The sequence below is a fragment of the Nitrospirillum pindoramense genome (genome assembly GCF_007827955.1).
Classification (GTDB): Bacteria; Pseudomonadota; Alphaproteobacteria; order Azospirillales; family Azospirillaceae; genus Nitrospirillum; species Nitrospirillum amazonense_B.
The window spans coordinates 431,283-457,151 of record NZ_VITR01000002.1 but is presented as its reverse complement, the minus strand read 5'-3'; the positions used below and the strand labels follow the sequence as shown (position 1 = coordinate 457,151).

Sequence of the window (25,869 nt, the reverse complement as noted above, 5' to 3'; positions counted from 1 at the left end):
GGCCACGGATGTGGCCGCCCGGCGTTTGAGGGGGCCTTTGATAATTCAAAGGCCATGACATAAGGCCCGCCCATCATGAAGTTCCTGGACCAGTGCAAAATCTACCTGAAGAGCGGTGACGGCGGCCCCGGCTGCGTCGGCTTCCGGCGGGAGAAGTTCATTGAGTTCGGCGGGCCGGACGGTGGCAACGGCGGGCGGGGCGGCGACATCGTGATCGAGGCCGTGGACGGCCTGAACACGCTGATCGACTATCGCTACAAGCAGCATTTCAAGGCGCAGCGCGGTGGCCATGGCATGGGCCGCGACCGCTCCGGCGCCGCCGGTGAGCCCATGGTGCTGAAGGTGCCGGTGGGCACCCAGGTCCTGGACGAAGACCAGGAGACGGTGCTGGCCGACATGATGGAGGTGGGCCAGCGCATCGTGCTGCTGAAGGGCGGCGACGGTGGCTTCGGCAACGCCCATTACAAGACCTCCACCAACCGCGCGCCCACCAAGGCCGGCCCCGGCTGGCCGGGGGAGGAGCGCTGGGTGTGGCTGCGCCTGAAGCTGATCGCCGACGTCGGCCTGGTCGGCCTGCCCAACGCCGGCAAGTCCACCTTCCTGGCCGCCGTGTCCCGCGCCCGGCCCAAGATCGCCGACTATCCCTTCACCACCCTGGTGCCCAACCTGGGCGTCGTGCGCGCGGGTGAGGAGGAGTTCGTGGTGGCCGACATCCCCGGCCTGATCGAGGGCGCGCACGAGGGCCACGGCCTGGGCGACCGCTTCCTGGGCCATGTGGAGCGCACGCGCGTGCTGCTGCACCTGGTGGACGGCACGCAGGAGGATGTGCAGAAGGCCTACCGCACCATCCGGCGCGAGCTGCGCGCCTATGGTGGCGGCCTGGCGGAAAAGCCGGAGATCGTGGCCCTGAACAAGGTCGACGCCCTGACCGAGGAAGAGCTGGCGGAAAAGAAGCTGAAGCTGCGCCGCTCGGCCAAGAAGCCGGTCATGGTGCTGTCCGGCGCCACCGGCGAGCATGTGCCCGACGTGCTGTATGCGCTTCTTGAGCAGATCAAGGCTGCGCGTCTGGCGGATGGCGAGGAAGCGCGCAGCAAGGCATACAAGGCGCGGTACAATCCCCTGGATGACATCTCCCAGGCCGACAAAGGGACACGTTAGAAAATGAACGACGCCGCCGACCGCACGGAAATTTCCTCAACCCGTGCGGCGGCGGTGTTTGATGTCCCGCCGGTGTTGGGCGCCAAACGGCTGATCGTCAAGATCGGCTCCGCCCTGCTGGTGGATGGCGAGACGCACCGCATCCGCCGCGACTGGCTGGACAGCGTGTGCGATGACGTGGCCGCATTGCGCCGCCGGGGCGTCGACGTGGTCATCGTTTCCTCCGGCGCCGTGGCCGTGGGGCGGGAGCATCTGGGCCTGGTGGGCCGCCCGCTGAAGCTTGAGGAAAAGCAGGCCGCCGCCGCCACCGGCCAGATCCGCCTGGCCCACGCCTATCAGGAAACCCTGGCCCGCCACGACATCACCGTGGCCCAGGTGCTGCTGACCCTGGACGATACCGAGGACCGCCGCCGCCACCTGAACGGCCGCGCCACCATCGAGACCCTGCTGAAGCTGGGCGCCGTTCCCGTGATCAACGAGAACGACACCGTGGCCACCGCCGAGATTCGCTTTGGCGACAACGACCGCCTGGCCGCCCGCGTGGCGCAGATGATCAGCGCCGACACCCTGATCCTCATGTCCGACATCGACGGCCTCTACACCGCCGACCCGCGCAAGGACCCGGCGGCCAAGCATCTGCCGGTGGTGACCGAGGTGACGCCGGAGATCGAGGCCATGGCGGGGGAACCTCCCGCCGGCTACAGCAGCGGCGGCATGGTCACCAAGATCGCCGCCGCCCGCATCGCCGTGGCCGCCGGCTGCCGCATGGCCATCGTCTCGGGCAAGCGCATGAACCCCCTGGCGGCGCTGGAGAAGACGGCGGAGCAGGGTGGGGCGCTGTGCACCTGGTTCCTGCCGTCGGCCGGCCCCGGCACGGCGCGCAAACGCTGGATTGCAGGGTCACTCAAGCCAGCGGGGACCCTGGTGGTGGATGAGGGCGCGGCCCAGGCCCTGGCCCGGGGCGGCAGCCTGCTGCCCGCCGGCGTGCGCGAGGTCGAAGGGGATTTCCAGCGCGGCGACCTGGTGGCCGTCCGCACCCAGGCCGGCCGCGTCATCGCCCGCGGCCTGGTTGCCTATTCCGCCGAAGATGCCCGCCGCATCCAGGGCCGCCGCAGCGCCGAGATCGAAGCCAGCCTGGGCTGGCGCGGCCGGGACGAGATGATCCACCGGGACGACCTGGCGCTGGGGTGAGTGAGTTACTTCACGCAGGCATATAAAGTTACAAATGGCGTTCCATGGGATAATTTAGGAGAAATAGGCTTTTTGAGCAGGTGAATGTTCTCAAATTTTTCAATGGAAAGCATTCTGAAACCCGAATCTTCCGCCAATTTAACGATTTCATCATCCGTCATAATGTTTGATGGCAGGTAGAGATCAGATCCGTCCTTCTTTTGGAAATATGCTTTGTCTGATATTTCCTTCCGACCTGATCTAAAGCTGTTAGCCCACTCGATAGACGGTGTGGTGTACATGAACATGCCGCCGTGATGTAGGATTGAATTAACTGATTCCCACATATTTCGACCATTATATGGATCTCCGAGGTTCGAAATCACCAAATCAAAATATCTGTTCTTAAAAGGCAACTTCCCAGCGTCGCATAGAACTATATCAATATTCATTGATTTTAGATTCATTGAGTGACTGATCATATTTATATTTAAATCACTAAGAACAACGTGAGATTTTTTGCTAATCTTGATCGGTTTTATTTCTTCAATTATGGACATTCCGCAGCCAATCTCCAAGATTTTACCAAATTCTCCTGGAGTCTCGGAGAGGAAATGGGAAATAAGCCTAATGCCCGCCTCGCGGAAGTTGTGGCAAGTTGGATGGGCAACGGGATCATAGTATTCTAAGCCTATATCGTTATAGCTCATTTAGAGGCCCCGCTTCAGATCGACGAGAATTCGTAGTGAAGAGAATTCATCCTCCATCTCTGCTAATTTTCTCCCAAATGTATCGTTTATATGGTTTTGAAGTTCTTGTGTGATCTCTTCTTTATTGGATTCCATGATATTGCCGTTCAAAAAAGTATCCTTCTCTTCAGAGTCCATAAATATCAAGCCAATTTTTTTTCCGCTATCCGGTGTGAAAATCGGTGCGCACAGATAAGACGGCTTCTTTATAGCATTTTCCGCCTCGTCTTTGTGCATTCCCCAGTCCTTCATTATGATATGAATTTTCTCGTCTTGACTTTTACTATTGTGCGATGGGTTTTGATGAAAAAGGTTCCCAACAACCTGACTGGTTTCTGAGCGCCATATCTTTCCAATAATCCCATATCTATCAGAAAATACGCGACCGGCCGTCTTTTTTTTATTTTTTCTCGGAAAATATTCAACAAGTTGATAGAGATTTGTGCTCGTTATATAGTCTTGAACGTATATTGTGCATCGAAAATTTCCAGTCTCGACACCATTCTGTAAGTACGGCGCGATATGATTATCGACGAAATAAGACATGGTTTCATATATTCTACGCTCGTAGGCGGCGCTCTTGATCTTAATATCTGCGTCTCTCGAGTAGGAGTTTATTGTATCCGCCAATTCCTTTGCGGCCCCCTCGATCTGGCGCTTTACCACATCTCCCAATTCGAACTCAGTTCCGAGAATTTTAATTTTCCGTACAAATCGGAGAATGCCAAACATGAATGTCACTGCAGATTGTGAGTATACAATAGAAATAAAGGCAACTAAAAAAACAAATGGCCATGGAAAAAGAGATTTTATTATATCAGATATATAAGCGACTATATTTATTAAAGATGCTGATATAATATCTCCAAAATAAGATTGGCTATTGACGATATTAAAATCAAAAACATGTCTTGTCGAAACAAATAAAATAAAAAGGAATAATGCCGTGAACATGGATGGGATTATGGTTGATAGAAAGCATTTCTTTAGGTATGAAAGCGCTCTTCTCCAGGCAGACCTTACGGATTGCGTCCCCATACTCCATTCCCTTCATATGGCAGTGAAATTTAAAATATCTTGAATATGTTAGCCCGAATCGCCTTTAAAGTCAGTGGCAAGCTAGCCGAGTCGATTCCTTACCTGGACCCTAACGCGCTCGGCAATTCACGTAAGGATGCGAGCTCGGTATAGGGGTAGGGAATCGGGCCGGACACCATCTCGTGGGCCCAGGTGGTGTGGTAGGGCACGTGGAAACCCTGGCCGCCCAGGGCCGCCACCGGCAGCACGTCGGACTTCAGGGAGTTGCCGGCCATGGCGAAGTCGGCGGGGTCCACGCCGTGGCGGTCCAGCAGACGGCGATAGGTGGCGTCGTCCTTTTCCGACACGATCTCGATGCGGTGGAACAGATCGGCCAGGCCGGAGCGGGCGATCTTGCTTTCCTGGTCGAACAGGTCGCCCTTGGTGATCAGCCACACCTCATGGTCCCGCTCCCGCAGCGTCTCGATGACCTCCACAGCACCATCGATCAACTCCACCGGGTGGGCCAGCATGGCGCGGCCGCGCTGCACCAGCGTCTCGATGGCGATGCCGGGGATGCGCCCCTCGGTCAGTTCCAGGGCGGTCTCGATCATCGACAGGGTGAAACCCTTGATGCCGTAGCCGTAGGTCACCAGGTTGCGCCGCTCCACCAGCAGCAGGCGCTCATCAATGGTGGCTTGGTCCAGGTCGCTGTGGCGCAGCAGCAGGTCGCGGAACTCGGCGTACGAGGTCGAGAACATGGCCTCGTTGTGCCAGAGCGTGTCGTCGCCATCCAAAGCGATCACCCGGGGAGGAAGGGCAGGCATAGTCGGAACTCCAAAGAAACTCAGGCGGCTTGATCGGGGGCCGCGACGGAAGGGGACGATACCCCCGCCGCCCGCATCAAGGCCAGGCAGAGCAGGGATGCGGCCAGGCCGCAGGCGGCGGCGCTGGTCCAGCCCCAATGGCCGGCGAAGGCGGCGAACAGCGGCGGCCCGATAAGGGAGCCGCTGGCGCCGAATTGGGTCAGCAGGCCGTTGGCGGCGGGCAGGCCCCGGTCCGATCCGGCCACGGCGGGCAGCAGGGCGAATGCCAGGCCGGGATAGACGCCGGACAGGGCGTTGAGCGCGACGACCACCCCGGCGGCGGTGGTGAGGTCGGGCGCCGGCCCGAACACCATGAACAGCATAAGGGCCGGCAGGACGATGCTGAGCGCCATCAGGGCGAAGGAGGGGCCCCGCGCCAGGTCCCGCCCGTGGTTGCGGTGGTTCCACCACCCCGCCACCGCGCTGCCCGCCACGGTGGCGAAGGAGGCGACGCCGGTGATCAGGCCGGCGGTGTCGGCGCTGGCGCCGGCCTTGTCCACCAGGAAGGTGGGCAGCATGCCCAGCAGGCCGACCTCGAAGGTGGTGTAGCAGCCGAAGCCCAGGGCCAGGGCCCAGGCCCGCCGGGTGGGGCCGCTGCCGCTGGCACCAGCGCCGCGCACCCGCGCGCCGGCACCCGCCGTCATGGGCAGGGACAGCGCCAGGGCGCCCGCTGCCACCACGCCGCCGCCGAACAGGGCGCCGCGCCAGGTCCACAGCTCCGCCGCCCAGCCGGACAGGATGGCGCCCAGGGCCAGGCCCACGGGCACGAAGCTGCTCCACAGGGCGAGAGCCACGCCGCGCTGGCGCGGGGTCGCCGTCTCCAGGATCAGCATGGGGGCGGCGATGACGGTGGTGAGGTAGCCGGCGCTCTCCACCACCCGCCAGGCGATCAGCGCCGCCGGGCCCTGCGCCAGGCTTTCGCCGATTCCGCCCAGGGCCAGGAGGGCGGTGCCGGCCAGCAGGGCGGGTCGGCGGCCCGCGCGCTGGATCAGCCCGCCTGCGATGCGGCCGAAGCCGGCGCCGCCGATTTCCAGCAGCGAGATCACCAGGGCCGCCACGGTGAGGCTGAGCCCCAGGTCGCGGGAGATGAGGGGGATCAGGGCCGACATCTTGCCCAGTTGGGCGGCGGCGATGACGCCGACACCATAAAACCAGACGATCTTCACCCAGCTTCCGCCCATGATGCCCCCACCCACGACCTGCCCCGCGACAGGCGGGGCACTATTTTTGCCATGACCGGTCGGGGTCCGGCGTGAATAAGATATGCGGCCCCAGGGTGCGGCCGGGATGGCCGGTCCGGGCAGGCAACGGAGGCACCATGGCCAGCATCGCCGCCGTCATCGACACGCTGCCGCGCATCGCCGGGCCGCACCTGGGCCGGTCGTTGCGGTTCTGGCGCACCCTGCGACGCATGAAGCAGAGCCATGCCGGCGAACTGCTGGGCGTCTCCCAGGCCACCGTGTCCCGCTGGGAATCGGGGGCGCTGACGCCCGATGCCGGGGAGCAGGCGGCCATCCGCCAGCTCATGCAGGCCGGGATGGACAGCGCCGCCGACCGGGAGCTGGCGCGGCTGGTGAACAACGCGAACGGGCCGGTGCACCTGGTGTGCGACCTGACCCACCGCCTGCTGGCGGTGTCGGCGCGGCGGGAGCGCGACTTCGGCCGGCCGCGGGCGGAGGTGCTGGGCACCTCGCTCTGGCCCTATGCCAGCGATGAAATCCGGGCGGCGGAGGCCACGCTGGCCGATTGGGGCTGGTTCGAGCCGGCACCGCCGGAATTGGTGATAACGACGCGGGCCAACCGCTCACCCGAGGTGCGCATCTACGCCAGCCGCTTCCGCTGGGTGCGCTTCCAACTGTCGGACGGCAGCTTCGCCCGTCTGGTCGACACCATCGCCTATGATGACTGACGTGCTTGAGACCCAGGGGCCCCAGCGGCCGCCGGCCGCTGTAGGACGCGACCGGGTCCGCCGGACCTTTGTGGGGAGTGCAGCGGACCACAAAGGGAGGACAAGCCAAGTCGGCGGCCGCCGGCGCCCGGCGCTTGAGGTGGAGGGGAAACTAATCCCTTCTTAACAGGAAAATCCCCTGCTCGCCCGACCAGTTGGCGCGCCAGGTGGTGGCGTCGCTGGTCAGTTGGCGGCCGTCATGGTCCAGGATGGCGCTGCGCTCCACCGTCACCCCGCCCAGCTCGGCGCAGAGGGCGGTGAAGTCGGCGATGGTGCAGAAGTGGATGTTGGGCGTTTCCCACCATTGGAAGCCCAGCCGGTCGGTCACCGGCATGCGCCCCGTCAGCAGCAGGGCCAGGCGCACCCGCCAATAGCCGAAATTGGGGAATGAGACGATGACGCGGCGGCCGATGCGCAGCATCTGCAGCAGCACGCCGCGCGGGTCGCGCGTGGCCTGCAGCGTCTGCGACAGGATGACGTAGTCGAAGGCGTCGCTGGGATAGTCCTTCAGGTCGGTATCGGCGTCGCCCTGGATGACGGACAGGCCACGCGACACGCAGGCGCGCACACCGTCCATGCCCAGTTCCATGCCGCGCCCGTCGACACCCTTTTCCCGGGTCAGAAGGTCCAGCAGGGCGCCGTCGCCGCAGCCCACGTCCAGCACGCGGGCGCCCGTGCTGACCATGTCGGCGATGCGGCGCAGGTCGCCGCGGATGTCGGTGCGGGGGGGAATGACCGAAGCGTCCATGGGATCAGACCCGCCGTTTCAGGCCGCGATGGTCGGCGCAGCCGTTGATGAAGCCGCGCATGACCTGATGGAACTCCGGCTCATCCAGCAGGAAGGCGTCGTGGCCCTTGTCCGTCTCGATCTCCACGAAGCTGACATTGGCGGCCACGGCGTTCAGCGCGTGCACCACCGCCCGCGACTCGGACGTGGGGAACAGCCAGTCGCTGGAGAAGCTGGCCAGGCAGAAGCGCACCGGCGTGCCGCGCCCGTTCACGCGGAAGGCCTGGGCCAGCTGGCCGCCGTGTTCCGCCGCCAGGTCGAAATAGTCCATGGCCCGGGTGATGTAGAGATAGCTGTTGGCGTCGAAGCGGTCGACGAAGCTGGCCCCCTGATAGCGCAGATAGCTTTCCACCTGGAAATCGGCGTCGAAGCCGAAGGTGATGGCCTGGCGGCTTTGCAGGTTGCGGCCGAACTTGCGGTGCAGGGCCGCCTCGGACAGATAGGTGATGTGGGCGGCCATGCGGGCCACGGCCAGGCCGCGCGCCGGGTTGGTGTCCGCCCGCTGATAGGCGCCGTCGCGCCAGTCCGGGTCGGCCATTATGGCCTGGCGTCCCACCTCGTGAAAGGCGATGTTCTGCGCCGAATGCCGGGCGGCGGTGGCGATGGGCACGGCGGCGAACACCCGCTCCGGGTGGGCCACCGCCCATTGCAGCACCTGCATGCCGCCCATGGAACCGCCGATGACGCAGAACAACTGGTCGATGCCCAGCGCGTCGATCAGCAGCGTCTGCGCCCGCACCATGTCGCCGATGGTGATGACGGGGAAGTCGATGGCGTAGGGCTGGCCCGTCGCCGGGTTCACGTCGTGCGGCCCGGTCGAGCCCATGCAGCCGCCGATGACATTGCTGCAGATGACGAAGAAGCGGTCGGTGTCCACCGGCTTGCCGGGGCCCACCAGCATCTCCCACCAGCCGGGCTTGCCGGTGATGGGGTGGCGGTCGGCCACGTATTGGTCACCCGTCAGGGCGTGGCACACCAGGATGGCGTTGGACTTGTCGGCGTTCAGGGTGCCGTAGGTCTGGTAGGCCACGGTGAAGGGGCCCAATTGCCCGCCGCCGTCCAGGGGCATGGGCCGGTCGGCCCCCAGCACCATGCGCTTGCCCGGCAGGACCAGGGGGGAGGTGCCGGTATTGTCCGTGCCGGAACTATCCGTGTAGGCAGGCGGGGTGATCATGATGAAGGGGCCTTCGAATCCAGTCTGAATGACTAGGAAGGTGGGGCGTCCCAAGTCAACGTTTTCTTTGATTTTGCGGGGGGCAGGCTCTAAGACTCAGTCGTTTCAGGTCTCAAATCCGAACCCGTCCATGCCCCCTGTGCCCCCCTCTGTTGACGCTTTACGCCGCGAAATCGATGAAATCGATGTGGCGATCCATGACCTCATCATGCGGCGCGCCCGGGTGGTGGAGCGTATCGCCCACTCCAAGGCGGGCGAGAAGGTCTTCATCCGTCCGGGCCGGGAGGCAGGCATCCTGCGGCGCCTGGTGGCCCGCCACCAGGGAAGTGTGCCCGTGGCGGCCATCGTGCGCATCTGGCGGGAGATGATCGCCGCGATGACCCTGATCCAGGGGCCGTTCGCCGTCGCCGTCTATGCGCCCGACGACGACCGTCGCCTGTGGGACATCGCCCGCGACCATTACGGCACCGTCACCCCCTTGGCGCCGGCCAACACCACCCAGGCTGTGCTGCGCGCCCTGGCGGAGGGCCGCGCCACCGTCGGCGTCGTGCCCATGCCGGAGGAGGAGGACACCGACCCCTGGTGGCGCTTCCTCATCAGCGACGACACCAAGACGCCCAAGATCATCGGCCGCCTGCCCTTCTGCCGCCGTCCCGGCCAGAAGGAGGGCGGGGACGCCCTGATCCTGGGCGCCGTCCCGCTGGAGGCGACGGGCCAGGACCACACCCTGCTGGGCGTGGAGCTGTCGCAGGACATGAGCCGCGGCCGCCTGAAGGACATGATCGAGGCCGCCAGCCTGCCCGTGGGCTGGTTCCGCATCTTCCACCTGCCGGGGGGCGGCGGTTCCGTTCACCTGATCGAGGTGGAGGATTTCGTGGATATCGACGACCCGCGCCTGCGGACCCTGGCGGAAAAGCTGGGCGACGCGCTGGTGCGGGCGCTGCCCGTCGGCACCTACGCCCTGCCCATCACGCTGGAAGCCAGGAAGGCCTGATGCGTGTGGCATTTGATCGTGGACGCTCAAATGCCCCCTAAGTCGCCGGGCGCCAGCATCCGCTGGCGGAAATCTCCGGCGCCCGCAGTCGCGGGCTGATGGGGGCAGGCCTTGCGAGTCGTGCTCACACTTCCGCCCGAGTCGCGCCCCGTCGGCGCAGGGCATGCGCCCCCGATTCGCATAAGGCTTTGATAAGACTCACAGCTATCCTTACCTGCGTGCGGGTTTGATCCCGAACCCGCCGCCCGCGAGAAGAAGACCGCCACCGCCTGTCAGAAGGTTACGCCGTACCATGTCCGCACCCGTTCCCAACCCCGGCATTCTCGATATCCATGCCTATGTCGGGGGCGAGGCGCATGCGCCGGGGGCGTCGCGGCTGATCCGTCTGGCCTCCAACGAGGGGGCGCTGGGCCCCAGCCCCAAGGCCATCGCGGCCTATACCGCCGTGGCGGGGCAGATGCACCGCTATCCCGACGGCGGCTCGAAGGCCCTGCGCGCCGGCCTGGGCCGCCGTTTCGGCCTGGATGCGGAGCGCATCGTCTGCGGCAATGGCTCGGACGACGTGTTGCAGTTGCTGACCCGCGCCTACGCCGGCGTGGGCGATGAGGTGCTGCACACCGTCCACGGCTTCGCGATCTATCCCATCAGCGCGCGCTTCGCCGGCGCCACGCCGGTGGCCGCCCCCGAGCGCGACCTGAAGACGGACGTGGACGCCCTGCTGGCCCGCGTCACGCCCCGCACCCGCGTGATCTTCATCGCCAACCCCAACAACCCCACCGGCAGCTATCTGAACAAGGATGAGCTGCGGCGCCTGCACGCGGGGCTGCCGGAGAACGTGCTGCTGGTCATCGACGCGGCCTATGCCGAGTATGTCGACGCGCCGGACTATACCGATGGCGCCGATCTGGTCGACGAATTCAGCAACGTCGTCATGACCCGCACCTTCTCCAAGATTTTCGCCTTGGGCGGTCTGCGCCTCGGCTGGGCCTATTGCCCGGCCGCTGTCGCGGATGTGCTGAACCGGGTGCGCGGCCCCTTCAACGTGGCGTCCAGCGCCCAGGCCGCCGGCCTGGCGGCGCTGGAGGATGTGGAGTTCCTGGAGCGGAGCCGCCGGCACAACACCCAGGTGCGCGGCTGGTTCGTGGAGCAGGTGCGGGCCCTGGGCCTGGTGGTCCATCCCTCCGTCGCCAATTTCGTCCTGATCTCCTTCGCGGAGCAGGCGGGCGAACGCGCCGACGCGGAGGGTGCGCGCCAGCTGCTGAAATCGCGCGGCATCCTGGTGCGGCAGGTAGGCTCCTACGGCCTGCCGCATTGCCTGCGCGTCACCATCGGGCTGGAGGATGAGATGCGGGCGGTGGTCGACGGCCTGGCGGACTGGGTGAACGGCAAATGAGCGCCCCCGAAACCATTCCCGGCACGCCCGACACCCCGCTGTACGACCGCGTCTGTGTCATTGGCCTGGGGCTCATCGGTTCCTCCCTGCTGCGCTGCCTGATGGCGGATCGCGGCCTGGCGGGGGAAGTGGTGGCCTGCGACCGGTCGGACGCCGTTTGCGCCCGCGTGGCGGAACTCGCCATCGCCGACCGGGTGGAAAACGACGCGACCCTGGCCGTGGCCGGTGCCGACCTGGTGGTGCTGTGCACCCCCGTGGGCGCCTATGCCGACGTGGCGGCCCTGATTGGCCCGCACCTGGCGCCTGGCAGCACGCTCAGTGACGTCGGCTCCGTCAAGCAGGCGGTGGTGCGCGACGTTTCGCCCCATGTGCCCGACGGCGTGCATTTCGTGCCCGGCCATCCCCTGGCCGGCACCGAGCATTCCGGCCCGGACGCCGGCTTCAAGGAGCTGTTCCGCGGCCGCTGGCTGATCCTGACGCCGCCGCCGGGCACGGACGCGGCGGCGGTCGACCGGCTGGGCCGGCTGTGGGCCGCCTGCGGCTCACAGATCGAGGTCATGGACGCCAGCCACCATGACCAGGTGCTGGCCATCACCAGCCATCTGCCGCACCTGATCGCCTATACCATCGTCGGCACGGCCACGGACCTGGAGGAGACGACGAAGTCGGAGGTGATCCGTTTCTCCGCCTCCGGCTTCCGCGACTTCACCCGCATCGCGGCGTCGGACCCCGTCATGTGGCGCGACATCTTCCTGAACAACCGCGAGGCGGTGCTGGAGATGATCCAGCGCTTCACCGAGGATTTGACAGCCCTGCAACGCGCCATCCGCTGGGGAGAGGGGGACAAGCTGTTCGACCTGTTCACCCGCACCCGCGCCATCCGCCGGTCCATCATCGACGCCAAGCAGGCTTGATCGGTTCGTTTGCCTCAAGCGCCGGCGGGGCATCCGCCCCTTGGCTTATCCTCGCTGCGCCCTTCGGTACTCGCTACGGCGGACGCGGTCGCGTCCTTGTCGCTGCGCTCCGGTGAAACTGCGAGGGGGCTGGCCCATGATCCGACCTGGTTCAGCGCCAGGCGATGTCGGGGTAATGGCCCACGGTCAGCGGGCCGATCTGCAGCTTGTGGTTCTGCATCGTGATGGGCAGCTTCAGGGTGGGGGCGCCGCCGTCGGCCTTGGGCTTGGCCAGCAAGGCCACGCCCAGGTGGGCCCATTGGGCCTGGTTGCCGTGGAGGCTACCGCCGTCCTGCAGCGCGTCCACCAGGTTGTCCAGGCCCGAAAGCTCGGCCGTGCCCGATCCCTGGGGCTGCAGGCTGGTGTCCAGCGCCAGGGTGGCGTTGGCCGCCAGGTGCAAGTCGCCCCAATCCAGCTTCAGGCTGTCCAGTTCCACCGTTCCGCCCGCCTTGGACCAGGGCGCCACCGCTTCCGCCGTGGGGGCGGCGGGCAGGGGACCTTGCACCCGGGCGGACAGCACCAGACGTTGCAGCTTGGTGCCCAGGCTGCGCACTGGCGGCACCGTCATGTTGGTGATGTCCAGCCGCAGGCCCAGCCCCGTGCCGGTATGATCGGCGGGTGGGGTCGCGGGCCGTTCCACCGTGATGGACAGGCCTTCGATGGGATAGCTGCCGGCCGGCACCAGGCTGGCCGGTGGCGGCGCGCCGGCGGCGTCTCCCTCCGGCGCCGGCAGGGCGGCGGCGGTCAGGGTGGCGTGGCTCAGGTTCACCTGCACCGTGCGCGGGGTGCCGGCGCCGAGGTCCAGGGCGACACGGCCCCCGACGATGGCGGCGGTGGCGTCCAGGGCCGGTCGCACGCCCTCATGTGGCAGGCTGGCGTGGCCGCCCTTGGGCAGGGTCAGGACGACATCGTCCAGGCGCCAGATGGGGGCGGAGGCCCTGACCGTGTCGGCGGACCAGCTGAGCCCATCCGGCTTTTCCACCTTCACGTCGGTGGCGGTGATGGCGATGCTGAGGGGAAAGCCGCCCAGCGTCGGCGGCTGATAGGTGATGGTGGCGCCCCCGGTCCGGGCCAGGTCGGCGCTGTGGTCCAGCAGGGTCAACAGCCGGGTCGCCATGCGGTGCCACCACACGGCATAGCCGGTGACCAGGACCAGCACCAGGAACAGGACAAGCGTCAGGGGACGGATACGCATGGGAAATCCCGAAAGGCGGCGGCCGGGGCTGGCCGCCGGGGCGATGAGGCCATGGCCCGGGTGGGCTTGGCAAGGGCGGCGCCGTCGCGGCGGCCTTCAGTCATAGATCGGCATCATGCGGCCGGAATGCCAGCCTCCGTCCTTATGCCGGCAGTTGACGGCGGGGGCCTAAGCCGTCCAGGCTCAGGGTGTGTCCCTGTTTCCCCTGCCTGGCATGCCGGCCTTGTCCTCATCGTCTTCTGAAATCGCCGCTCCCTACCGTGCCATCGGCGTCGCCGCTGGTGCTGATATCTGGGTCTTCGGATATGGTTCCCTGATGTGGAACCCCGGTTTCCCCTTTGAGGAGCGGCGGCGCGCCACCGTGCGGGGATGGCATAGGGGCTTCAGCGTCTATTCCTTCCTTCATCGCGGCACCCGCGCCTGCCCCGGTGCCGTGCTGGGGCTGGACCGGGGCGGCGCCTGCCGCGGCATCGCCTACCGTGTGACGGCGGCCCATGCGCCTGGCGTCCTGGACTATCTGTGGGAGCGGGAGATGCCGAACGAGGTCTATGAGCCGCGACTGCTGACCGCCGCCTTGGACAATGGCGCGCGCGTTGCCGCCCTGGCCTTCACCGTGCTGCGTGGGCATGAGCAATATTGCGGCCGCCTGCCCCCGGACGAGGTCGCCCGCCTCATCCGCCAGGGCGTGGGCGAGAGCGGGCGCAACGTGGATTATCTGGTCAACACGGTGCTGCACCTGCACGAACTGGGCATCCGCGACCGTAACCTGGAAGGGCTGGTGGAACGGGTAATTGGTCAAGGAATTGATGTTAATCTTCAATAGGGTATCATCGGCCCGATGAGATAAACGGCTTCAGTTGGCGATGAGGGTGCGGTGTCGATAATGGCGCCGCCACCAGGGTCCAATTCCCAGGCATATTCTTTGCCGTCACTGGTTACTAGGTGACCTTTAGCAGAGCATTGTGTAATCGTTGATGTTTCCATGAAGCTGGATTGTTTAACCTCTTTTGCTTTCTTAATCCAATTGAAGACCATCTTATTTGTTGGTTTGAATCTTGAGCAGGCTTCTTTGCTTAGGTAGCTCGGTATTTGTTCTTGATAAATTCCAGTTTCCTCGACCATAACTGACTTTACGGAAAATGACTTTGGTTTGCAGTTTCCAGTCGTGGAAATGGAGAATATAGATAAGGCAATTACGCAAATTTTATTATTTACCATTTTGCGGTCTCCGCCTCGTGAGTGCTCTTGTAGGAGACATCTGGGTGGCGCCAAATCTCTGTTGGCGGCAATCTAAATCTGATGGATATTTCCGAAACGAGCCATTTTAAAGAGTCGTTTTGTTGCTGTGTCGCTGGCTCGTAGTGCGCATCTTTTGATTTATCGATAGTGCTACCTACTAGTTCGATTCCTATCGCATCATCATTCATAGGAAATCTATCGGGAAAGTTCTTTTCCTTCTCGATTCGATGGACGGTCATCGCGTTCCACGGCCTAGAGGTTAATGCTTTAGTTTCTACCTCTGGGCAACTCAAAGTTAAAATACATCTGGGCTTCAATATTCCAACATGCCACAGTTTCCAGGTAACAGAAGCCGTCTGATAGATGGTGCCATCTTTGTCTATTAAGAAATGAGCCCCGTTTGGGTCGGCTGATTTGTAGCTATTGAAGGTGGATTGAGCGGATGGGCTCGCGGTTTGATGAACTATTATTCCATGGATAACAGATATCAAGCCGTGCTTGAGATTAAAGAATGGCGTTTTCTTTACTCGGGGGTCTATGACCCACCCATCGTCGTCTATCACCATCTTTAACATTCCCTAAAAAATCAGGTTGGGAAATGCTACCTAGGGTCGCTCGCCCAGATGGCAAGGCGCATCGGAATAAGTAAGCCTTCGGACCAGGAGATGACCTGCCTAAGCGCTTCGAAGGAACAGCACCCGGGTGTCGCCATAGCGGCGGTCGTCCAGTTCCTCGAACCCCGGCGGCGCCTCGAACGGGTCGTCGCCGCCGATCTCCACCACGCAAAGGGCCTCAGGGGCCAACCAGCCGGCGGCCGACAGGCCCTCCAGGGCGCGGGGTGCCAGTCCCTGGCCATAGGGCGGGTCCAGGAACACCAGGGCGGCCGCCTGTGCGTTCACGGAGGGGGGCTTGGGCTTGGCGGCGTCGCCCTGGACGAACTGGCAACGGCCGGTTTCCTTGAGCGTGGCGGCGTTGGCCCGCGCCAGCTCCAGGGAGGCGCGGCTGACGTCCAGGAACAAGGCGGCCTCCGCGCCGCGCGACAGCGCCTCCAGGCCTAAGGCGCCGGTGCCGCAAAAGGCATCCAGCACCACGCGGCCTTCCACCGTTGGGCCGCCGTCGGTGAAGAAGTCGCCATGCTCCAGGATGTTGAACAGGGCTTGGCGCGTGCGGTCGCTGGTGGGCCGCACGTCCCGGCCGCTGGGCGCCGCCAGGGCCCGCCCGCGATGCCGGCCGCCGACGATGCGCATCAGGTCTTCTTGCCCTTGGGCGCCGGCTTGCCCTTAGGGGCCGGGCGAGCGGGTTTCGGGCCAGCCGATTTGGCGGGCGTGGCCTTGGCGGGGGCTGCCTTGCCGGCGCGCGGGGCCGCCTTGGCGTCACCCCGCTTGGCACCGTCCTGTTTGGCGTCTTGGCGTTTGGCGGACGCGCGCTTGGCGGGGGCGCGGCTGTCGACACGCTCCCCCAGGCTGGGCGCGGTGCGGGCCACAGCGGCCTTGCGCGGGCGGCGGGCAGCGGGCCTGTCCTCGTCATCGTCCGGCGTGCCGTCCAGCGCCCGGTCCAGGGCGTGGGCCAGCGCGCGCGCCTTGTCGGCGGCGCTGTTGCCGGTCGATGGCGGGCGCCGGGTGCGCGTGGCCGCGTCCGCTTGGGCCGAAGGACGCTCAATTGAGGGGCGCTCCACCGAGGGCCGGGAGGGTGAGCGGGCCGGGCGGGGCGCCTCGGCCACGTCCTCGCGGCGGGACCGGGCCGGCGCGGCCTTCGTTGTCGCGGCCTTCGCCGGTGACTTCCCCGACGGGGCGGGCTTGGCCTTGGGCGCCTTGTCGAAGCGCAGGGCGGGTACCTCCGCCGCCGCGGCCTTCGTGGCGCGGGCCTCCTTGCGATCCTGGGCGCTGTCCTTGGGGAAGAAATCGGGCAACTGGTCGCGCAGCACACGGCGCGGCACTTCCTCCACCTCGCCCTTTTCCAGCTTGCCCAGCTGGAAGGGTCCGTAGGCGATGCGGATCAGCCGGTTCACCGTCAGGCCCAGATGCTCCAGCACCTTGCGGATCTCACGGTTCTTGCCCTCGCGCAGGGTCATGGTCAGCCAGGCGTTGCTGCCTTGCTCGCGGTCCAGCACGGCCTCGATGGGGCCGTACTCGATGCCGTCGACGAAGATGCCCTCGGCCAGCTTGGCCAGCTTGGCGGTGTCCGGCGTGCCATGCACGCGCACGCGGTAGCGGCGCGGCCAGGCGGTGGACGGCAGTTCCAGGTGCCGCGCCAGCTCCCCGTCATTGGTCAGCAGCAGCAGGCCCTCGGTGTTCAAATCCAGCCGGCCGACGCTGATGACGCGCGGCATGCCGTCGGGCAGCCGGTCGAACACCGTGGCGCGGGCCAGTTCGTCCCGGGCGGTTGTCACCAGCCCGGCGGGCTTGTGATAGCGCCAAACGCGCGTCGGCTCCTGTTCCGGCAGCACCTGGCCGTCAACGACGATGCGGTCGCCGGGCCGCACGTTCACGCCGGGCGAGGTCAGCACCTGGCCGTTCACGGCCACGCGGCCATCGGCGATCCAGCGCTCGGCATCGCGGCGGGAGCACAGGCCGGCACGCGCCAGCCGCTTGGCGATGCGCTCACCGTCCTTGGGGGCGCCGGCCTGGTCGGCCGCGGATTTCTGGGGGGATTTGGTATCGGGCATGCGGCGGACTGTATGCGCGCCCAGCCGCCTTGCCAAGCGCCACACGGCGCTGGCCCAAGCCGGTGGGGCCCCCGTCTGGGGCATGGCTGATGGCGGTCGGCGGGATTAGCGACTGGGGCTGTCCACCGTCTCAATCGCCAGGATGGCCTGCTTGCGAAACGCCAATGGTTCGGCGATCCCTGCAATGGGGGTTGGGGTGCCGGCGACGCCGCGAATGATGACAGTGCCGTAATTCAGCAAACGTCCGGGAATGCTCTGCTCAACATGGAAGCTTTCGACCTTGGACAAGTTCAATTCCACCGTGGTTCGGCGAATGATCCCCTGCTTGACGATGACGCGCTTGGTCGTCACGGCCAACTCCGTCGTCTTGGCGTGGAACCAGGCTCGAGCCAGGTCGGTGACACCGCCAAACGCCGCTATGGCACCGAGGATCGTAAGGATGGGCCGAGTGCCCGGATCCGTAGCCAGAAAAGCCATGATGGCGGCGCCCGCCAGGAAAAAGCTCGGCTTCGCATAGATGATCCAATGGATGCGCCCCACCGCAAACACGGCTTCCCCTGGCATCAGGTTGCTCGCTACGTAGCTCAAAATTGTTCCCGCCATGGTTGTTGTGCTGACACCATAGCGAAGGATGCGGACCCCGACGATAGGCAGACGCCATAGCTTGATTCGGAAATGATCATTTCCTATCATGCCGCCATGACCGCTCCATCCCATCCCCGCCTTACCGGGCCCCGCCGTCCCGGGCCCGGCCGTCCGCGCGAATTCGACACCGACCTGGCGCTGGACCGCGCCATCGCGGTGTTCAGTGAGCGCGGCTATCAGGGTGCCGCCATCAGCGACCTGACCCAGGCCCTGGGCCTGACCGCCGGCAGCCTGTACAAGGCCTTCACCGACAAGCGCGGTCTGTTCCTGGCCGCCTTCGACCGCTATGTGGCCGTGCGGACAGAGCGATTGCGCGCCGCGCTGGAGGGCGCCCCCACCGGTCGGGCCAAGATCAAGGCGGTCTTGGATTTCTATGCCGACAGCAGCCATGGGGCGGACGGTCGCCGGGGCTGCCTGGTGGTGGCCGGCGCCGTGGACCTCGCCACCGCCGATCCAGAGGTCGCGGCCCGGGTGACCGGCGCGCTGCACCTGAACGAGGACCGGCTGGCTGGCTTTGTCGCCGAAGGACAGGCCGATGGCACCGTCGCCCCGCATCTTGATCCCATGGCCACCGCCCGGCTGCTGCTGTGCGTGCTGCAGGGGATGCGCGTCGTCGGCAAGACGGGGCGGGACCGCGTGGAAATGGCGCCCCTGGCGGACAACGCCTTGAAACTGCTGGATTGAAGGCGGCCCGCCATTGCCGCCGCATTGACGGCCATCCAATTAGGAAATGGTCATTCCCAAAATTAGGAGAGAAGCCCATGGAACCCTTCAACGCCCATCGCTTCTGGCAACGCTTCCGACACGGCCTGGTGACCGCCAACGGTGTGCGCCTGCATTATGTCGAGGGTGGGCCGGACCGGCAGGGGCCGCCGGTGCTGTTGATCCCGGGGTGGCCGCAAAGCTGGTACGCCTGGCGTCATGTCATGCCCTTGCTGGCCGACGCCGGGCGGCGGGTCATCGCCGTGGATCCCCGCGGCTTCGGCGAGTCGGACCGGCCGGCGGGCGGGTATGATTTGGGCACGGCGGCGGCCGACATGCATGGCTTGGCCGCCGCCCTGGGCCTTCTGACGGAGGGTCCCCTTGACGTGGTGGGCCATGATGTCGGCACCTGGATCGGCCACGCCTATGCCGCCGACTGGCCCGGGGATGTGCGGCGCCTGGCCCTGGTGGATGCCGCCCTGCCGGGCATCACGTCCCCGCCGCCGCCCGGTATCCCGTCGGACGAGGCCAATGCCCGCACTTGGCACTTCGCCTTCAACCGCCTGGACGACCTGCCGGAACTGCTGATCCAGGGGCGGGAGCGTGCCTACCTCAGCCACCTGTTCAACGCCAAGGCCCAGCGGCGCTGGGCCATCGGGCCGGCCGACCTGGACGAGTACGTGCGGGTGCTGTCCCTGCCGGGCGCCCTGCGCGCCACCTTCGCCTATTATCGCGAGGTGTTCCGGCCGGAAGAACTGGCGCGGGCGAAGGCGCGGGCGGGGAAGGGGCTGGCGCTGCCCATCCTGGCCGTGGGGGCCCGGACCGGCGTGGGAACCATGCTGGCCGATACCCTGCGCGGCCACGCCGCCGACGTGCGGGCCCAGGTGCTGGACTGCGGCCATTATGTGCCCGAGGAGGCACCGGACGAACTGGCGGCCCTGCTGGTCGATTTCCTCGCCGGATGACAGATGCGTCGCCCGCCCGCTTGACGCCGTGCGCGGCGCTGCCCCACGCTGGGGACATGCTGTCGTCCCCGCTTGAGACCGAGCCCGACCTGTCCCCCATGGAGCGCGCCTTCGCCGAGGCGGCGTCGGCCGCCGCGCGGGGGGAGGTGCCGGTGGGTGCCGTCATCGTCGACCCCGCCACCGGGGCGGTGCTGGCCGCCGCCTCCAACCGCACGGAGGAACTGGCCGACCCCACGGCGCATGCCGAGGTGCTGGCCATCCGTGCCGCCTGCGCCGCCGTGGGGCAGCCGCGCCTGCCGGGCCTGGATCTCTATGTGACGCTGGAGCCGTGCGCCCTCTGTGCCGCCGCCATCAGCTTCGCCCGGCTGCGGCGCGTCTATTTTGGCGCCTACGATCCCAAGGGCGGGGCGGTGGAGCACGGCCCCCGCTTCTTCAGCCAGCCGACCTGCCATCATGCGCCCGACACCTACGGCGGGCTGCAGGAGCGGCGGGCGGGCGCCCTGCTGCGGGATTTCTTCAAGGATCGCCGATAGGGGATCGCCGCTGACCATAGCAAGACGACACCAAGGGGGACGGGAACCGCATGCCGCTCTACCGCGACGACTACGGCGCCTTCTATTGGTCCTTGCGCGGCGACGTCACGGGCGAGGTGGTGCGCGACACGCCGTTCCATAAGGACGCGGGCATGCGGGCCCAACGGGTGCGCCCAGGCCAGGAGGGGCGCATCCTGTGGACGGTGCGCGGCGTCCTGGCCCTGTTGGCGCTAGAGGCGCTGGCCCTGGTGGCGCTGGCGGTGGGGTTGGGGGATGTCCTGGCGGGCTGGCCCCTGGCGCTGGCCTTGAACGCCTTCCTGCCCATCACCGTCATGGCCGGGCTGGCGGTGTCGGTTCTGGTCCCGCTGTCCTGTGAATGGACCACGGTGCGCTATCCCCTCCGCATCGTCTATGGTCAGGCGGCCAGCCTGTTGCTGGCGCCGCTGCTGCCCATCCTGGCGCTGGCGCTGCATTTCCTGGCCATGGCCCTCACGCTGGGGCTGCACCCGCAGGCCATGAAGGGGATGCTGGTCGTTCTGCGCGGCGCCGATGTCTGGGAATGGGGAATGCTGGCGGTGGCCGTTACCGGCTTGCTGGCGCTGGCCGGGTGGCAAGTCCGCCAATGCTGGATCGCCTGGCGGGCGTCCCGCCGCCGCCCGCCGCCGCGCATCCTCGGCCTGAGGGTGGCGGCGTCACGGGAACAGCGGCGGGACCGCACCGGGTCTTAAGCCTCCGGCGTCGCCGCCGGCGCGGTTTCCGTGGCCGCCTCTTCGGCCTTCGGGGCCTCTTCAGCCGTCGTCTGGGCGGCGGCCTTCTCGGCGCGGTAGGTGTCGAAGGCGATCTTCACCGACCGGGCGGCCTCGCTGTCCGGGTAGGCGGCCGCCCACTGGTCGGCGCGGTCGGCGGCGGCGTCGCCATTGCCCATCTGCGCCATGACCGTCAGGGCGCGGGCGTAGAACTGCTGCGGCACCGGGTGGGCCGGCGTGGTCTGCACCAGCACCCAGATGATCTGGGCGGCCTCTTCGGCGCGGCCCATGGCAATCAGGGTGTCGGCCAGGGCCAGGCGGGCATCGCCCTGGGACGGGTCCAGGGTGGCGCAGGCGTGGAATTCCGCCGCGGCCGCGTCCAGGCGGCCGGTGTTGCGCAGCACCAGGCCCAGGTTGAAGCGGGTCTCGGCCCGGTTCGGGTCCAGTTCCAGCGTGCGGCGCCAGGCGTCCTCCGCCCCGGCCAGGTCGTTCTTCTGGCCGGAGGCCACGCCCAGGGCGTGCCAGGCCTCGGTGAACTGCGGGTTCAGTTCCACCGCGCGGCGGAAGCTTTCCAGCGCCTCATCCACCTTGCCCTGGGCCAGCAGGGCCATGCCCAGGTTCTGGTAGGGCGGCGGGTGGTTGGGGTTCAGCGACCGCGCCTTCTTCAGCGCCGTCACCGCCTCTTCCAGCTTGCCCAGGCCCTGCAGCACGGCGCCCAGGTTGGACCAGGCGACGCGGATTTCCGGGACGGAGGCGTAGATGCGGATGATGGCGCGGTAGGCGTTCTCCGCCTCCTTCAGCCGGCCCTGGCGGTGCAGGTCGGCGGCCACGCGCATGTCGTTGACGAAGGGCGCGCCGGCATTGGCGTCCTTGGAGATTTCCGCGATGCGGCGGCGGCGGTCCTGGCGATTCATGATCTCGTGTCCCTAAAAACGGCGGGGCCCCGTGCTGGGGCGCCGGCCTTATCCCTGCTTCTGTTCCCGTTCGGCCTTTTCGCGTTCAAGCGCGCGCCAGCCGATGTCCCGCCGGCAGAACCCCTCGGGCCAGCGGATGCGGTCCACCGCCTGGTAGGCCAGGGCCTGCGCCTCGGCCACCGACTTACCGATGGCCGTCACGCCCAGGACCCGGCCGCCGTTGGCCAGCACGCGGTCGCCATCAGCCTTTGTCCCGGCATGGAAGACGGTGACCCCGTCGACCTTGCCCGCGTCCTCCAGCCCCCCGATGACGGTGTTCTTCACATAATCACCCGGATAGCCCTGGGCCGCCATCACCACGCACAGGGCGGGGTCATCGTGCCAGCGCACATCCACGTGGTCCAACTGCCCGTCGCAGGTGGCCAGCAGCAGCGGCACGATGTCGGACTTCAGGCGGCGCATCAGCACCTGGCATTCCGGGTCGCCGAAGCGCGCGTTGAATTCGATCAGGCGCGGCTTGGGTCCTTCCGGGCTCGCAACGATCATCAGCCCGGCGAACAGCACACCGGTGAAGGGCTTGCCCTCCGCCGCCATGCCCTTGACCGTGGGTTCCACGATCTCGCGCATCACCCGGTCCTGCAGCGCGGGCGTCAGGACGGGGGCGGGGGAATAGGCGCCCATGCCGCCGGTGTTGGGGCCCTGGTCGTTGTCGAATACCCGCTTGTGGTCCTGCGCCCCCACCAGGGGCAGGGCGTGGGTGCCGTCGCACAGGGCGAAGAAGCTGGCCTCTTCCCCATCCATGAACTCCTCGACCACCACCTCGGCGCCGGCGCTGCCGAAGCGGCCATGCAGCATGGCGTCGTCGATGGCGGCATGCGCCTCTTCCAGGGTCATGGCGATGACCACGCCCTTACCGGCGGCCAGACCGTCGGCCTTGACCACGATGGGCGCACCCTGCTCGGTGGCATAGGCCTTGGCGGCGGCGGCATCGGTGAAGCGCCGGTAGGCGGCCGTAGGCACGCCGTACTTGGCGCAGATGTCCTTCATGAAGCCCTTGGAGCCTTCCAGGGCGGCGGCGGCCTGGCTGGGGCCGAAGGCCTTGATGCCAGCGGCGGTCAGCCGGTCCACCAGGCCCAGCACCAGCGGCTGCTCCGGCCCCACCACCACCAGGTCCACGGCGTTGGCCGTGGCGAAGGCCACCAGGGCGTCCACGTCGTCGGCCTTGATGTCCACGCAGCTCGCCACGTCGCGGATGCCGGCGTTGCCGGGCGCGCACCACAGCGTGCCGCACAGGGGGGAGGCTGAGATCGCCCAGCACAGCGCATGCTCCCGCCCGCCGGATCCGACCACCAGGATCTTCATCGCCTCTACCCCCGATCACGATTCCATCTGTTGAGCGGGTGCTTGTATCATGCCCGCGCCATGACTCAAGACTTCCCCGACTCACCCCCGCCCTCCGCCGCCGATCTCGGCTATGCCGGCGCCACGCCCGTGGCCGGCGGCAACCTGCCGGAACTCAGCGTTTCCGACCTGTCGCGCGCCCTGAAGCGCACGGTGGAGGAGACGTTCGGCTATGTCCGCGTGCGCGGCGAGGTCAGCCAGCCCAAGCGCGTCTCCTCCGGCCATCTGTACCTGCGCCTGAAGGACGACCAGGCGGTGATCGAGGCCGTGTGCTGGAAGGGCACGGTCATGCGCCTGGCCGTGAAGCCGGAAGACGGGATGGAGGTGGTGTGCACCGGCCGCCTGACGACATACCCCGGTCGCTCGCAATACCAGCTGATCATCGAAACCATGGAGCTGGCGGGCGAGGGCGCGCTGCTCAAGATGCTGGAGGAGCGCAAGCGCCGGCTGGCGGCGGAGGGGCTGTTCGATGCCCAGCGCAAGCGGCCGCTGCCCTTCCTGCCCCGCGTCATCGGCGTGGTGACCTCCCCCACCGGCGCCGTCATCCGCGACATCCTGCACCGCCTGGCCGACCGCTTCCCCCGCCATGTCCTGCTGTGGCCGGTGGCGGTGCAGGGCGAGCAGGCGGCGCCCCAGGTGGCCCGCGCCATCCAGGGCTTCAACGCCATCGCCCCCGGCGGCCCCGTGCCCCGGCCCGACCTGCTGATCGTGGCGCGCGGTGGCGGCAGCCTGGAAGACCTGATGCCCTTCAACGAGGAGATCGTGGTGCGGGCGGCGGCGGCCAGCCAGATCCCGCTGATCTCCGCCGTGGGGCATGAGACCGACACGACGCTGATCGATTTCGCCTCCGACCGCCGGGCGCCCACGCCCACCGCCGCCGCCGAAATGGCGGTGCCGGTGCGGGCCGAGCTGATGGCCCAGGTCATGGAATGCGGCCGCCGGCTGGAGGGCACGGCCAACCGCCTGTTGGCCGAGCGCCGCAATCGGGTGGAGGGGCTGGCGCGCGGCCTGGGCGACCCCCGCGCCCTGCTGGAAGGGTGCGCCCAGCGCCTGGACGACCGGGGGGAGCGCCTGGCCCTGTCCATGACCGGCCTGATCCGCCGCCATCGCACGGAGGTGGCCAAGCTGGGTGCCGGCCTGCGCCATCCGGCCCAGGTGCTGGGCCTGGCCTACGCCCGCCTGGATATCGCCAGCCGTGGCCTTTCGGGCGGGGTGACCCGCCTGCTCACCGACCGCACCACCCGCGCCCAGACCCTGGCCCAGCGCCTGACGCCCCAGCCGCTGGTGCGCCGGGCGGAGGAAGGGGGCGTCCGCCTGGCCGATCTCGGCCGCCGCCTGGACGCCAGTTTCGGCCGCGCCGTGGCCGACGGCGCCCGCCGCCTGGAAGGCCAGGCCAAGCTGCTGGAGACGCTGTCCTACCGGGGGGTGCTGGCCCGGGGTTTCGCCCTGGTCACCACCGCCGACGGCCACCCCGTGACCAAGGCGGCGGATGCCCCCGCCGGCGGTCGCGTGCGCGTGGAGTTCATTGATGGCGCGGTGGGCGCCACGCTCGATGGGGAAGGGGCCCCGGCGCCTGTTCCAACACCGGCCCCGCCGCGCGAGTCGGCTCCCCCGCCCAAGCCGCGCGCGTCGGCCCGGCCCGGGGGCCAGGGCAGCCTGTTCTGAGCAGGGGGCGGGCAGCCCCCTATTTCGGCCATCTCCGGTGGGTCCATAGCCATTGGCCAGGGTTGTCCAGCACCCACCGCTCCAGCAGCTGGTTCACCGCCACGGTGATGGCGCGGATGTCGGCCGGCCGGTCGCCGGTGGGGGCGGGCAGATCCATCGGGGGGAACGCCTCGATGCGGAAGCGGGCGCCCTTGGCCTTGCGTGTCACCCGCACCGGCACGACCACGGCGCCGTGGCGCACCACCACGTCGCCGGCGATGGTGCCGGTCATGGCATCCCGTCCCAGGAAGGGGACGGCGATGCCCTCGTTCAGCTTCTGATCGGCCAGGATGCCCAGGATGCCGCCTGCGCGCATGGCGGCCAGGATGCCCTTGGCCGAGGCGCGGCCCTTGGGCACCAGGGTGGTGCCCAGTTCACCCCGCGCCTCCGCCAGCAGCTTGTCGACCGAGGGGTTGTTGGGCGCGCGATAGATGGCGGTCATGGTGGTGCCGCACTTGAACACGGTCATGGCCACCAGTTCCCAATTGCCGAAATGGCCGGTCAGGATGACGCCCGGCTTGCCGTCGGTGACCAGGCCGCGCACGTGCTCCGCCCCGATCAGCTCCACCCGCTGCTCCCACTCGCGCGAGATGGTCTTCAGGTGCGGATATTCGGCCAGGGTGCGGCACAGGTTGTCCCAGGATTCGCTGGCCACGCGCCGGCGCGCCGCCTCGTCCAGCTGGGGCATGGCCTGTTCCAGGTTGCGCAGCACCTTGGCGTTGCCGCCCAGCCGGGGGCCCAGGGTGCGCCCAACCCAGCCGCCGAAGTCCGACGCCACGTCGGCGGGCAACAGGCCCAGCAGGCGGAACAGGGCGCGGATGCCCGCCGCCTCGATGGCGTAGCGCAGGGAGGAAGGCTGGGTACCGTGCTCGGCCATGGATGCTCCCGCTGGCGGGCCCGCATGGCGATGGGCCGACCGTCCTGGAAAGGATGGGGTGACGAAACCCCTCC

General features: G+C 67.0%; 27 protein-coding genes. 12 read left to right on the top strand and 15 right to left on the bottom strand.

Annotation, left to right across the window (positions count from 1 at the left end):
- The first annotated feature begins 75 nt into the window (after window positions 1–75).
- Both obgE and proB read left to right on the top strand, forming a co-directional pair.
- On the top strand, window positions 76–1,158 hold the full coding sequence (gene obgE / locus FBZ90_RS04705; RefSeq protein ID WP_004272537.1) for a GTPase ObgE: 1,083 nt from the start codon (window positions 76–78) through the stop codon (window positions 1,156–1,158).
- 3 nt (window positions 1,159–1,161) lie between these two features.
- Window positions 1,162–2,349, top strand: coding sequence for a glutamate 5-kinase (gene proB / locus FBZ90_RS04700; protein WP_145729857.1), 1,188 nt, complete (start codon window positions 1,162–1,164; stop codon window positions 2,347–2,349).
- Window positions 2,350–2,354: 5 nt separating this feature from the next.
- Here proB and FBZ90_RS04695 read toward each other — a convergent pair whose 3' ends face one another.
- The 4 genes from FBZ90_RS04695 to FBZ90_RS04680 form a co-directional block, all read right to left on the bottom strand.
- Entirely contained in the window at window positions 2,355–3,038 is a 684-nt protein-coding gene (locus FBZ90_RS04695) for a methyltransferase domain-containing protein (protein WP_145729856.1), read from the bottom strand.
- Entirely contained in the window at window positions 3,039–4,031 is a 993-nt protein-coding gene (locus FBZ90_RS04690; RefSeq protein WP_145729855.1) for a hypothetical protein, read from the bottom strand.
- 182 nt (window positions 4,032–4,213) lie between these two features.
- Window positions 4,214–4,921, bottom strand: coding sequence for an HAD family hydrolase (locus tag FBZ90_RS04685; protein WP_145729854.1), 708 nt, complete (start codon window positions 4,919–4,921; stop codon window positions 4,214–4,216).
- 20 nt (window positions 4,922–4,941) lie between these two features.
- Window positions 4,942–6,141 carry an MFS transporter gene (locus FBZ90_RS04680; RefSeq protein WP_145729853.1) on the bottom strand — a complete coding sequence of 400 codons (1,200 nt, stop codon included), beginning with the start codon at window positions 6,139–6,141 and terminating at the stop codon, window positions 4,942–4,944.
- 137 nt (window positions 6,142–6,278) lie between these two features.
- Between FBZ90_RS04680 and FBZ90_RS04675 the strand changes: the two genes are divergently transcribed.
- A complete protein-coding gene (locus FBZ90_RS04675; protein WP_145729852.1) occupies window positions 6,279–6,869 on the top strand; it encodes a helix-turn-helix domain-containing protein in 591 nt (196 codons plus the stop codon).
- Between the two features lie 151 nt (window positions 6,870–7,020).
- Here the strand turns inward: FBZ90_RS04675 and metW are convergent, their stop codons facing one another.
- The gene (gene metW, locus FBZ90_RS04670; protein WP_145729851.1) at window positions 7,021–7,656 is read right to left on the bottom strand and encodes a methionine biosynthesis protein MetW; all 636 of its coding nucleotides are present in this window, start codon (window positions 7,654–7,656) and stop codon (window positions 7,021–7,023) included.
- Window positions 7,657–7,660: 4 nt separating this feature from the next.
- Window positions 7,661–8,788, bottom strand: a complete 1,128-nt coding sequence (gene metX, locus FBZ90_RS04665) for a homoserine O-acetyltransferase MetX (RefSeq protein ID WP_246130166.1) — start codon at window positions 8,786–8,788, stop codon at window positions 7,661–7,663.
- 211 nt (window positions 8,789–8,999) lie between these two features.
- Here metX and FBZ90_RS04660 point away from each other — a divergent pair, with 211 nt between their 5' ends.
- From FBZ90_RS04660 to FBZ90_RS04650, 3 genes are all read left to right on the top strand, one after another.
- Window positions 9,000–9,863 carry a chorismate mutase gene (locus FBZ90_RS04660; protein WP_145729849.1) on the top strand — a complete coding sequence of 288 codons (864 nt, stop codon included), beginning with the start codon at window positions 9,000–9,002 and terminating at the stop codon, window positions 9,861–9,863.
- A 292-nt stretch (window positions 9,864–10,155) separates the two neighbouring features.
- On the top strand, window positions 10,156–11,256 hold the full coding sequence (hisC, locus tag FBZ90_RS04655; RefSeq protein ID WP_145729848.1) for a histidinol-phosphate transaminase: 1,101 nt from the start codon (window positions 10,156–10,158) through the stop codon (window positions 11,254–11,256).
- On the top strand, window positions 11,253–12,170 hold the full coding sequence (locus tag FBZ90_RS04650) for a prephenate/arogenate dehydrogenase family protein (protein WP_145729847.1): 918 nt from the start codon (window positions 11,253–11,255) through the stop codon (window positions 12,168–12,170). The genes hisC and FBZ90_RS04650 overlap by 4 nt, the downstream gene beginning before the upstream one ends.
- Before the next feature lie 151 nt (window positions 12,171–12,321).
- Here FBZ90_RS04650 and FBZ90_RS04645 read toward each other — a convergent pair whose 3' ends face one another.
- A complete protein-coding gene (locus tag FBZ90_RS04645) occupies window positions 12,322–13,404 on the bottom strand; it encodes a DUF2125 domain-containing protein (protein ID WP_145729846.1) in 1,083 nt (360 codons plus the stop codon).
- A 190-nt stretch (window positions 13,405–13,594) separates the two neighbouring features.
- Here FBZ90_RS04645 and FBZ90_RS04640 point away from each other — a divergent pair, with 190 nt between their 5' ends.
- Window positions 13,595–14,227, top strand: coding sequence for a gamma-glutamylcyclotransferase (locus tag FBZ90_RS04640; protein WP_246130150.1), 633 nt, complete (start codon window positions 13,595–13,597; stop codon window positions 14,225–14,227).
- Here the strand turns inward: FBZ90_RS04640 and FBZ90_RS04635 are convergent.
- The 5 genes from FBZ90_RS04635 to FBZ90_RS28060 form a co-directional block, all read right to left on the bottom strand.
- On the bottom strand, window positions 14,221–14,622 hold the full coding sequence (locus FBZ90_RS04635) for a hypothetical protein (protein WP_145729845.1): 402 nt from the start codon (window positions 14,620–14,622) through the stop codon (window positions 14,221–14,223). The two genes, FBZ90_RS04640 and FBZ90_RS04635, sit on opposite strands and share 7 nt — an antisense overlap.
- Complete coding sequence (locus FBZ90_RS04630) at window positions 14,616–15,209, bottom strand: peptidoglycan recognition protein family protein (RefSeq protein ID WP_145729844.1); 594 nt, start codon at window positions 15,207–15,209, stop codon at window positions 14,616–14,618. The genes FBZ90_RS04635 and FBZ90_RS04630 overlap by 7 nt, the downstream gene beginning before the upstream one ends.
- Before the next feature lie 108 nt (window positions 15,210–15,317).
- On the bottom strand, window positions 15,318–15,890 hold the full coding sequence (rsmD, locus tag FBZ90_RS04625) for a 16S rRNA (guanine(966)-N(2))-methyltransferase RsmD (protein ID WP_145729843.1): 573 nt from the start codon (window positions 15,888–15,890) through the stop codon (window positions 15,318–15,320).
- Window positions 15,890–17,308 carry a pseudouridine synthase gene (locus FBZ90_RS28760; RefSeq protein WP_145729842.1) on the bottom strand — a complete coding sequence of 473 codons (1,419 nt, stop codon included), beginning with the start codon at window positions 17,306–17,308 and terminating at the stop codon, window positions 15,890–15,892. Before FBZ90_RS28760 ends, rsmD begins: the two co-directional genes overlap by 1 nt.
- A gap of 105 nt (window positions 17,309–17,413) precedes the next feature.
- Window positions 17,414–18,001: a PH domain-containing protein gene (locus FBZ90_RS28060; RefSeq protein ID WP_211101906.1), complete on the bottom strand. Its 588-nt coding sequence runs from the start codon at window positions 17,999–18,001 to the stop codon at window positions 17,414–17,416.
- Between FBZ90_RS28060 and FBZ90_RS04610 the strand changes: the two genes are divergently transcribed.
- From FBZ90_RS04610 to FBZ90_RS04595, 4 genes are all read left to right on the top strand, one after another.
- Window positions 17,984–18,637, top strand: a complete 654-nt coding sequence (locus FBZ90_RS04610) for a TetR/AcrR family transcriptional regulator (RefSeq protein ID WP_145729841.1) — start codon at window positions 17,984–17,986, stop codon at window positions 18,635–18,637. The genes FBZ90_RS28060 and FBZ90_RS04610 overlap by 18 nt on opposite strands.
- 77 nt (window positions 18,638–18,714) lie before the next feature.
- Window positions 18,715–19,620 carry an alpha/beta fold hydrolase gene (locus FBZ90_RS04605; RefSeq protein WP_145729840.1) on the top strand — a complete coding sequence of 302 codons (906 nt, stop codon included), beginning with the start codon at window positions 18,715–18,717 and terminating at the stop codon, window positions 19,618–19,620.
- Window positions 19,621–19,718: 98 nt separating this feature from the next.
- Window positions 19,719–20,153 carry a nucleoside deaminase gene (locus tag FBZ90_RS04600; RefSeq protein ID WP_186455614.1) on the top strand — a complete coding sequence of 145 codons (435 nt, stop codon included), beginning with the start codon at window positions 19,719–19,721 and terminating at the stop codon, window positions 20,151–20,153.
- A 50-nt stretch (window positions 20,154–20,203) separates the two neighbouring features.
- Window positions 20,204–20,881, top strand: a complete 678-nt coding sequence (locus FBZ90_RS04595; protein WP_145729838.1) for a hypothetical protein — start codon at window positions 20,204–20,206, stop codon at window positions 20,879–20,881.
- Here FBZ90_RS04595 and FBZ90_RS04590 read toward each other — a convergent pair.
- Together FBZ90_RS04590 and purD are read right to left on the bottom strand one after the other, a co-directional pair.
- Window positions 20,878–21,813, bottom strand: a complete 936-nt coding sequence (locus FBZ90_RS04590; protein ID WP_145729837.1) for a tetratricopeptide repeat protein — start codon at window positions 21,811–21,813, stop codon at window positions 20,878–20,880. The genes FBZ90_RS04595 and FBZ90_RS04590 overlap by 4 nt on opposite strands.
- A gap of 48 nt (window positions 21,814–21,861) precedes the next feature.
- Entirely contained in the window at window positions 21,862–23,175 is a 1,314-nt protein-coding gene (gene purD, locus FBZ90_RS04585; RefSeq protein WP_145729836.1) for a phosphoribosylamine--glycine ligase, read from the bottom strand.
- A 60-nt stretch (window positions 23,176–23,235) separates the two neighbouring features.
- Between purD and xseA the strand changes: the two genes are divergently transcribed.
- Window positions 23,236–24,879 (top strand): exodeoxyribonuclease VII large subunit, encoded by a 1,644-nt coding sequence (gene xseA, locus FBZ90_RS04580; RefSeq protein ID WP_145729835.1) that lies wholly within the window; start codon window positions 23,236–23,238, stop codon window positions 24,877–24,879.
- 19 nt (window positions 24,880–24,898) lie between these two features.
- On the opposite strand, the gene FBZ90_RS04575 is transcribed toward xseA, so the two are convergent.
- The gene (locus FBZ90_RS04575) at window positions 24,899–25,795 is read right to left on the bottom strand and encodes a lysophospholipid acyltransferase family protein (RefSeq protein WP_186455602.1); all 897 of its coding nucleotides are present in this window, start codon (window positions 25,793–25,795) and stop codon (window positions 24,899–24,901) included.
- Window positions 25,796–25,869: the final 74 nt, after the last annotated feature.

What these genes read in the sequence shown, in the direction of transcription:
- obgE (WP_004272537.1), top strand. Translation starts at nt 76, where the DNA reads ATGAAGTTCCTGGACCAGTGCAAAATCTACCTGAAGAGCGGTGACGGC.
- proB (WP_145729857.1), top strand. Translation starts at nt 1,162, where the DNA reads ATGAACGACGCCGCCGACCGCACGGAAATTTCCTCAACCCGTGCGGCG.
- FBZ90_RS04695 (WP_145729856.1), bottom strand. Translation starts at nt 3,038, where the DNA reads ATGAGCTATAACGATATAGGCTTAGAATACTATGATCCCGTTGCCCAT.
- FBZ90_RS04690 (WP_145729855.1), bottom strand. Translation starts at nt 4,031, where the DNA reads ATGTTCACGGCATTATTCCTTTTTATTTTATTTGTTTCGACAAGACAT.
- FBZ90_RS04685 (WP_145729854.1), bottom strand. Translation starts at nt 4,921, where the DNA reads ATGCCTGCCCTTCCTCCCCGGGTGATCGCTTTGGATGGCGACGACACG.
- FBZ90_RS04680 (WP_145729853.1), bottom strand. Translation starts at nt 6,141, where the DNA reads ATGGGCGGAAGCTGGGTGAAGATCGTCTGGTTTTATGGTGTCGGCGTC.
- FBZ90_RS04675 (WP_145729852.1), top strand. Translation starts at nt 6,279, where the DNA reads ATGGCCAGCATCGCCGCCGTCATCGACACGCTGCCGCGCATCGCCGGG.
- metW (WP_145729851.1), bottom strand. Translation starts at nt 7,656, where the DNA reads ATGGACGCTTCGGTCATTCCCCCCCGCACCGACATCCGCGGCGACCTG.
- metX (WP_246130166.1), bottom strand. Translation starts at nt 8,788, where the DNA reads ATGGTGCTGGGGGCCGACCGGCCCATGCCCCTGGACGGCGGCGGGCAA.
- FBZ90_RS04660 (WP_145729849.1), top strand. Translation starts at nt 9,000, where the DNA reads ATGCCCCCTGTGCCCCCCTCTGTTGACGCTTTACGCCGCGAAATCGAT.
- hisC (WP_145729848.1), top strand. Translation starts at nt 10,156, where the DNA reads ATGTCCGCACCCGTTCCCAACCCCGGCATTCTCGATATCCATGCCTAT.
- FBZ90_RS04650 (WP_145729847.1), top strand. Translation starts at nt 11,253, where the DNA reads ATGAGCGCCCCCGAAACCATTCCCGGCACGCCCGACACCCCGCTGTAC.
- FBZ90_RS04645 (WP_145729846.1), bottom strand. Translation starts at nt 13,404, where the DNA reads ATGCGTATCCGTCCCCTGACGCTTGTCCTGTTCCTGGTGCTGGTCCTG.
- FBZ90_RS04635 (WP_145729845.1), bottom strand. Translation starts at nt 14,622, where the DNA reads ATGGTAAATAATAAAATTTGCGTAATTGCCTTATCTATATTCTCCATT.
- FBZ90_RS04630 (WP_145729844.1), bottom strand. Translation starts at nt 15,209, where the DNA reads ATGGTGATAGACGACGATGGGTGGGTCATAGACCCCCGAGTAAAGAAA.
- rsmD (WP_145729843.1), bottom strand. Translation starts at nt 15,890, where the DNA reads ATGCGCATCGTCGGCGGCCGGCATCGCGGGCGGGCCCTGGCGGCGCCC.
- FBZ90_RS28760 (WP_145729842.1), bottom strand. Translation starts at nt 17,308, where the DNA reads ATGCCCGATACCAAATCCCCCCAGAAATCCGCGGCCGACCAGGCCGGC.
- FBZ90_RS04610 (WP_145729841.1), top strand. Translation starts at nt 17,984, where the DNA reads ATGATCATTTCCTATCATGCCGCCATGACCGCTCCATCCCATCCCCGC.
- FBZ90_RS28060 (WP_211101906.1), bottom strand. Translation starts at nt 18,001, where the DNA reads ATGATAGGAAATGATCATTTCCGAATCAAGCTATGGCGTCTGCCTATC.
- FBZ90_RS04605 (WP_145729840.1), top strand. Translation starts at nt 18,715, where the DNA reads ATGGAACCCTTCAACGCCCATCGCTTCTGGCAACGCTTCCGACACGGC.
- FBZ90_RS04600 (WP_186455614.1), top strand. Translation starts at nt 19,719, where the DNA reads ATGGAGCGCGCCTTCGCCGAGGCGGCGTCGGCCGCCGCGCGGGGGGAG.
- FBZ90_RS04595 (WP_145729838.1), top strand. Translation starts at nt 20,204, where the DNA reads ATGCCGCTCTACCGCGACGACTACGGCGCCTTCTATTGGTCCTTGCGC.
- FBZ90_RS04590 (WP_145729837.1), bottom strand. Translation starts at nt 21,813, where the DNA reads ATGAATCGCCAGGACCGCCGCCGCCGCATCGCGGAAATCTCCAAGGAC.
- purD (WP_145729836.1), bottom strand. Translation starts at nt 23,175, where the DNA reads ATGAAGATCCTGGTGGTCGGATCCGGCGGGCGGGAGCATGCGCTGTGC.
- xseA (WP_145729835.1), top strand. Translation starts at nt 23,236, where the DNA reads ATGACTCAAGACTTCCCCGACTCACCCCCGCCCTCCGCCGCCGATCTC.
- FBZ90_RS04575 (WP_186455602.1), bottom strand. Translation starts at nt 25,795, where the DNA reads ATGGCCGAGCACGGTACCCAGCCTTCCTCCCTGCGCTACGCCATCGAG.